The following is a 5,767-nucleotide window of genomic DNA, read 5'->3' on the forward strand; positions in this document are numbered from 1 at the left end:
AAGTTGACGCTATTTTGTGTACCAGCCCTTCGCAGGCGGTCAGGATGCCAATGAGTGGCGTGCGCAACTCATGTGCCAGCACCGACAGTTCCAGGTTGTTCTTCGAACCCAATCGGATTAACTCCATTTGTAAGCGTCGGTGGCGATAAAAAATAAATATCAACAGGAGCAACAAAGTAGTGGTCAGGCTATAACAGTACCAACCCGATCGTCGATTGTCCGACAGTGGAATAATGTCGCTGAGCATCCATTTCCCCATGAGTTCAGCTTGCTGTTTAGCGGAAATAGATGCGATGACTTTGTTAATAATATCGATCAGGAGCTGGTCTTCGGGGCGCGCACTCATCACCCTGGGAATCTTGGTTTTATGGGGAGGGGACATTTTTAACTGCCCCGGATGAACGACATTCATATAATAAAGGGCTGTGGGCGAGAGGACGACGGCGGCTTTAGCCCGCCCATGTATCACTTCACCGATGGCTTCCTCGGGTGAACGAGATATTTTGTAATCAACATTTGGAAATCGTTCAGTAAACCACTCAATTAACGATAAATAGTCGGTGATGGAAACATATCCCTCCAAGAGGTCATCCGGGGTGACGATATTCCGTGTGGCTTTGCGCGTAACAGTGACCGGCCAGGTGGCAAACATCGGAACACTGCTTGCCAGCCCTTTGGCCTGTGCAAATGCGCTGGATGTACTGGTGAGTAGCGAGACGTGACCAGATTGTAGATTAGCAAAAGGTCTATTGTTATTGTTACTGAATACCGGCTGAAATTTTATTCCGGTGGCGGCAGAGATTAAATCAATATAATCCCGCGTCAATCCAATATGCTCCCCGGTGCTATTAAAATTTTCAATAGGATAAAAATGTGGAGAAATACCGTATTTTATGACCGGGTGAGCCTGTATATAACGCAGCTCTTCCGGCGTAAATATGATGTCGCCCGCAGCATAACCGGTCGCTGATGAAAGCAGGGTCAGCGCCAGTATTTGATATGTTTTATAGAGAAAGTTCATGGGCATATTGGAAAAAATCGGTATTTGAAGTAAGCCCCAGCTTTTTGAAAGCGCGCGTTTTAGTATTGGATACGGTTTTAAAACTGAGATTGAGACGCACACTGATTTCTTTCTGCTTCACGCCATTGAGTAACAGCCTCAGTATTTCAGTTTGACGCTCTGTTAAAGCATGGAGGGTCGGTTGCTGCGCGGGCTGAAGTGATGCCAGCTCAATAGGGAAAAATTTCTTGCCCCGAGCGACATACGAAATAGCGAAAAATAGCTCTTGGATGTCGTTGCTCTTTTGCACAAATCCCCATGCGCCAGCTTGCCAGGCCAGGCGGGCTACCATCAGATTTTTATGGGCAGTATGAACAATGATTTTTAATGCCGGATACAACTGAAGCAGGCGTTTGATCAGAGCTGAGCCATCCTGACACTGCGATGTGTCCTCGTTTTTTTCGTAGTCTGCGAGTGAATAATCCAGCAACAATACTTCTATCTCAGGGGTGTTTTTTAATAATTGGATTAGCTCGGGTGCATTGCTGACGCAACCGGCGACCTGAAGTGAAAAGGCACTGTAAATAAGCTGTCTATCCGGTTTTCTGTGATGATAAGGATACGTTTTTAAGATCTCCATAAGTGCAAGGCGACTGAAAGGTTCATCTTCGATCATTGCTATCTTTAACGTTTTTGTTTCTATCATAGTTCGCCAGTGACATCAGAAGGGGGAGTGGGAATAATGATATGTATTTAATTATTGCAAATGAAACGGAATTGTACGGCTTTCCGTTTAAGTCAGAATATTATATTTATGAAAAATTTATCATTTTCCTCCAATAATATTACCTTGCTAATTTTTTCTCGGTCCAAACGCTCTGAAGTCTCTCCAGAGCGTGCTTTTCAGTTAGTCGGCTTATTCTCTGGTTTTTACGTCAGTATTTTTAAGCGTACGGGTTTTGAGCCAACACAAGCTGTCGAGGATCAGGAATGCCGCGAGGCTTATTCCCATGAGTGGCAGGCTAAAGGCCAGCAACAGAGTGGGAAGCAGGCACAGGGTTTTCCCCATCAGTGATAAACGGCCCAGTGAGGACATCAGCGAGCCTTGCATCGGGAAACGTTGATGTTTAGGTCGGCGTCGCCACCACATGCAATAACCCATAATGATGGTGCAGCACAGGCCAGCACCGAATAGCACCAAAATGAGTTGGTTGGTGATACCAAACAGAATGCCCATATGAGCATCAATGCCCCAACGAATTAACTTTGCGACGAGCGGGAATTGGTTGAAATCCAACTGATCTACTACCTGCATGGTTTTGATATTAAAGGCCCGCGCATCAACCTGAGTAGGCCAACTGCGATCGATTTCAGCGACTGTCCATGCATGATTAGCTGTGCTGCCTGGGCGGATTTCAACTTTTGTAGCGTCAATACCTGCCAACCGGGCTTGTTCTAATACGGCGTCATAACGCCAAAGCTGATAGGAAGGCATCGCCATTCCGGGTTTGTGGGCTGCGCAGTGAGGGGCGTGCGTGTCATCAGTACCCGGCTGTTTTAGTGTTAATTCGGTGTTCAATGATGGCGTTTTCCACGCTAATGTGGAGCGTAATACCGAGATATTATCACCCGCCCATTTTGACCAGGTCAGGCCGGTAACGGAGATAAACAGTAAAAGTGGCAACAAAATCAGACCAAGCAGGATATGGCGGTGGCGATTATTTTGCTTTAGTTTGGCGGGTTGGCGTTTTTTACGCCGTTGAGCTGCCCACATAATGATGCCGCCCAGCGCTGCTACCCACATCCATGACGCGGCTAACTCGCTGTAATTACGGCCTATATCACCAAATAGTGCTCCGCTATGCAATTTATCCAGCCAGGTACGCAAAGGTAAAGATCCGCTGGAACCATAAACCGGCATATCCCCCAATACAGCCAGAGTGACGGGATCGATAAATATTGCGCGGCTTTCACCGGTGTTAAGTCCTGATTCCGCGAACATAACTCGTGTACTTTCGCCATCAGTGGGGGCAGGGCGAACAGCGATAATTTGTGCGTTTTGCCCCGCAGCCGCTTGTGCGGCAGTGATCTGTGCCATCAATGTGTCTGCTGGCCCCTCAATGTTAGGGTACAACTGCTCGGCATAGAGTATTTTTTCAATATTGGGTGAAATGACATACAAGGTGCCACTTAATGCGGCGAAAAAGATAAAAGGCGCAATAAAAAGGCCAATATAGAAATGTAAACGTGTTACCAGAGCCAGCCATGCTGCGCGGCTTGAGGGGGGGATTGAACTCATAAAGTTTCCGATAGCGTTAAATAATATTAATTACTCGTTTTTTCATTTGACCGTACCAACGAGTGAGGCAGGGTTTCCCCTGCCTCTTGTAATAATGCGGTATTAATTTTACTTAATTAGCATGGGCCTTTATCTTCCCAAACTTTACCCCAACCGGTGTTGTTACCAGTGGCATCGGTGACTGCGGCATCGCCAGGAACGGCAGCATTATTAGTCCACCATTTGCTGATATAGATACGGCCATTATGGGTTACGGTCGCTTTGGCAAAGTATTCGGCGTTATTGCTCCAGGCCGGTGCGCTACATTGCTTGTCAGCGCCGTCTACTTCTGGTTTCACTTCTGGTTTCACTTCAGGCTTGGCGGTTTCAACTTCACCTTCAACCATAAAGACGATGCTCTGTTGCTTAAATTCACCCTGCGCATCGGTGCCGATAATCACCAGCGTATGTTTGCCCGCTTTCAGGTCAGTCATGGCAATGGAAACGTGCTGAGAGGCATTTTCCAGAGTCATACCTTTGTAACCTTTAACCGAATTGTCTGGTGCGAAGACTTTCGCTACCAGATCCATACTGCCAATGGTTCCCAGATCGAAATGAATAGCCAGTGCGCCGGCAGCCATTTGATATTCTTTCTTCATGCCACTGATAGAGAAACTTGCGGCGACTTCTGTACTTGCATCTACTTGAGCGTTTTCGATCTGAGTTTCAACACGAATCACTTCGCTGTTTGCATTGATATAAATCGTGTTGGCACCGTGTGCAGCAAAGACATTGCCGGAAGCATCTTTATTACCTGCACGCAGGTTTTTGTGTGTATCGTTGACCTTGTTGGCCAGAGCGTAAGCCCAGTTGTTTTTCTTGCCTTCTTTCGCATCAGCAATAGTGATTTCCACTGCAAGATCGCTACGTTCACCCTGCTTGTCGAACATACGTAGTTTCACTTTGTCGCCGGGATTCAGATTGTCACGCGGGTCGATGCTGCCTACTTTGGTAGACCATTCGGAAACCGCTACTTCGCCGGACACGTTATCGAACTCAACGTCCATCACGTTATAGAAGGTGTTTTGGGTATCGGAAACATCCCAGGCACCGTAGATAACCTGATAGCCGGTACGCTCAGGCACATCACATTCGTGAGTGGTCATCATGGTTTGTGTTTCTGCTGGGCCACCACCAATAACGCAGAATGGTGTCAGATCGAATGAATCACGCGTTAGAGGTTGGTTAGGATTCCAATCCTGTTTAGTCATGTAGTATTTGAAGTCGGTAATAGGATGTGCAGCAGTGAATTTCCACTTGAACTGCTGAGAACCCGCCTGGATTTTGGTTTTTATGCCAGCGTGTTGCCGTTTGCTGATCCAGATCTTTACTCACATTAATACCGCCACTCGCCAGCTTGCCATCTGCTGGGCCACTCGCCGGGAAGCCGTCAACGGTTTCGCCAGAGCTTTGTGGTTCATACTGTACGTTGCCACAGTCTTTATTCAGGTTTTTGCCGCTAGAGCTACACAGGAAATTACGTGATTCAGGTTTTTCAACATAACCATGTGCCATTGCGCCACCGCTAATAGACATAACCACCATAGCTAACATAATTTTATTCAATTTCACGTTTTATTCCTTTCCTATTATATAAATGGTTTCCATTGAGCTATTTCATCGGAAACATATTTTTCGTATTGAAGATAATTTTTGCTGACAGATCTTTTGTTACCGCAGGATGTTGCCGGCTGAATAAAACATAAGTGAATTGAGTAAGATGTTGAAACGTTTTGTCATTATAACTATTAAATATTAATAACAGATTATTTTGGAATGTATTTTAAGATTTAATTCCAATAGATTCTCATTGTAACGATATGATAGTGAATGGTTTTGATATTTTTATAATTATCTTACCAATAAGGAGTTTAAGCATTCCAAAATTGGATGGTGTTTATTCTTGCTAATAAGGAAATAATTGTGTCCTGACTTCACCACCTGATTTAAAATTATCAATTCCTTATTATTGACGAGTTAAAAAATGTTATCTTCTACACGTAAACTATTTTGGTTTTTGCCTTTGGTATTATTGACCGGTTGCCAACAATCGATCAATAAACCGACTCAACCTACCGCTCAACAGCAAATCAAGCAATTGTCCGCTTTGATTGCCGGGGCGCACTATCTACAGAACGAGTGTCAGCGAACGGATGTTCCTGATGAAGCGGTGTTGGTAAAAACAGCGCTGAAACTGGCGGACTCTCGTCACTGGGATACCAACGTACCGGCGTATAAATTACTTGGCGAGCATAGCAAGGAGCGTTATCAGGCGCTGGTGAAAGAGAACAGTGCAGAGAAACCGTTGTGTTCGGAGCTTAATTTATTGATGGTTGATTTTGTGGATGAGGCACAGCGTAACGTAAAGTAACTATACCCTGCGCCCTTGACGCCGCAGGGGTGTTAGCGGCGTTCACTTACCCGAATCA

The 5,767-nt window shown here is 45.6% G+C and carries 6 protein-coding genes; 1 reads left to right on the top strand and 5 read right to left on the bottom strand.

Features of this window, described 5'->3' with window-relative positions; genetic code table 11:
- The 5 genes from YALDO0001_RS18850 to YALDO0001_RS22080 form a co-directional block, all read right to left on the bottom strand.
- Positions 1-1,021: transporter substrate-binding domain-containing protein (locus tag YALDO0001_RS18850; protein ID WP_169310408.1), on the bottom strand; the 1,021-nt coding region annotated here is incomplete at its 3' end.
- A complete protein-coding gene (locus YALDO0001_RS18855; RefSeq protein WP_004705550.1) occupies positions 1,005-1,706 on the bottom strand; it encodes a response regulator transcription factor in 702 nt (233 codons plus the stop codon). The genes YALDO0001_RS18850 and YALDO0001_RS18855, both read right to left, overlap by 17 nt.
- 210 nt (positions 1,707-1,916) lie before the next feature.
- Positions 1,917-3,299, bottom strand: coding sequence for a PepSY-associated TM helix domain-containing protein (locus YALDO0001_RS18860; RefSeq protein ID WP_004705551.1), 1,383 nt, complete (start codon positions 3,297-3,299; stop codon positions 1,917-1,919).
- A gap of 116 nt (positions 3,300-3,415) precedes the next feature.
- The gene (locus YALDO0001_RS18865) at positions 3,416-4,549 is read right to left on the bottom strand and encodes a lytic polysaccharide monooxygenase (protein ID WP_353933421.1); all 1,134 of its coding nucleotides are present in this window, start codon (positions 4,547-4,549) and stop codon (positions 3,416-3,418) included.
- Entirely contained in the window at positions 4,542-4,910 is a 369-nt protein-coding gene (locus tag YALDO0001_RS22080) for a lytic polysaccharide monooxygenase (protein WP_004705553.1), read from the bottom strand. Before YALDO0001_RS22080 ends, YALDO0001_RS18865 begins: the two co-directional genes overlap by 8 nt.
- Positions 4,911-5,322: 412 nt before the next feature.
- Here YALDO0001_RS22080 and gspS point away from each other — a divergent pair, with 412 nt between their 5' ends.
- Positions 5,323-5,709 (top strand): type II secretion system pilot lipoprotein GspS, encoded by a 387-nt coding sequence (gspS, locus tag YALDO0001_RS18870; RefSeq protein WP_042840576.1) that lies wholly within the window; start codon positions 5,323-5,325, stop codon positions 5,707-5,709.
- The last annotated feature ends 58 nt before the right edge of the window (positions 5,710-5,767 follow it).

It is taken from the genome of Yersinia aldovae ATCC 35236 (assembly GCF_000173735.1).
Lineage (GTDB): Bacteria > Pseudomonadota > Gammaproteobacteria > Enterobacterales > Enterobacteriaceae > Yersinia > Yersinia aldovae.

Excerpts from the sequence above, each read along its gene's own strand:
- YALDO0001_RS18855 (WP_004705550.1), bottom strand. The coding sequence starts at position 1,706 with ATGATAGAAACAAAAACGTTAAAGATAGCAATGATCGAAGATGAACCT.
- YALDO0001_RS18865 (WP_353933421.1), bottom strand. The coding sequence starts at position 4,549 with ATGACTAAACAGGATTGGAATCCTAACCAACCTCTAACGCGTGATTCA.
- YALDO0001_RS18860 (WP_004705551.1), bottom strand. The coding sequence starts at position 3,299 with ATGAGTTCAATCCCCCCCTCAAGCCGCGCAGCATGGCTGGCTCTGGTA.
- gspS (WP_042840576.1), top strand. The coding sequence starts at position 5,323 with ATGTTATCTTCTACACGTAAACTATTTTGGTTTTTGCCTTTGGTATTA.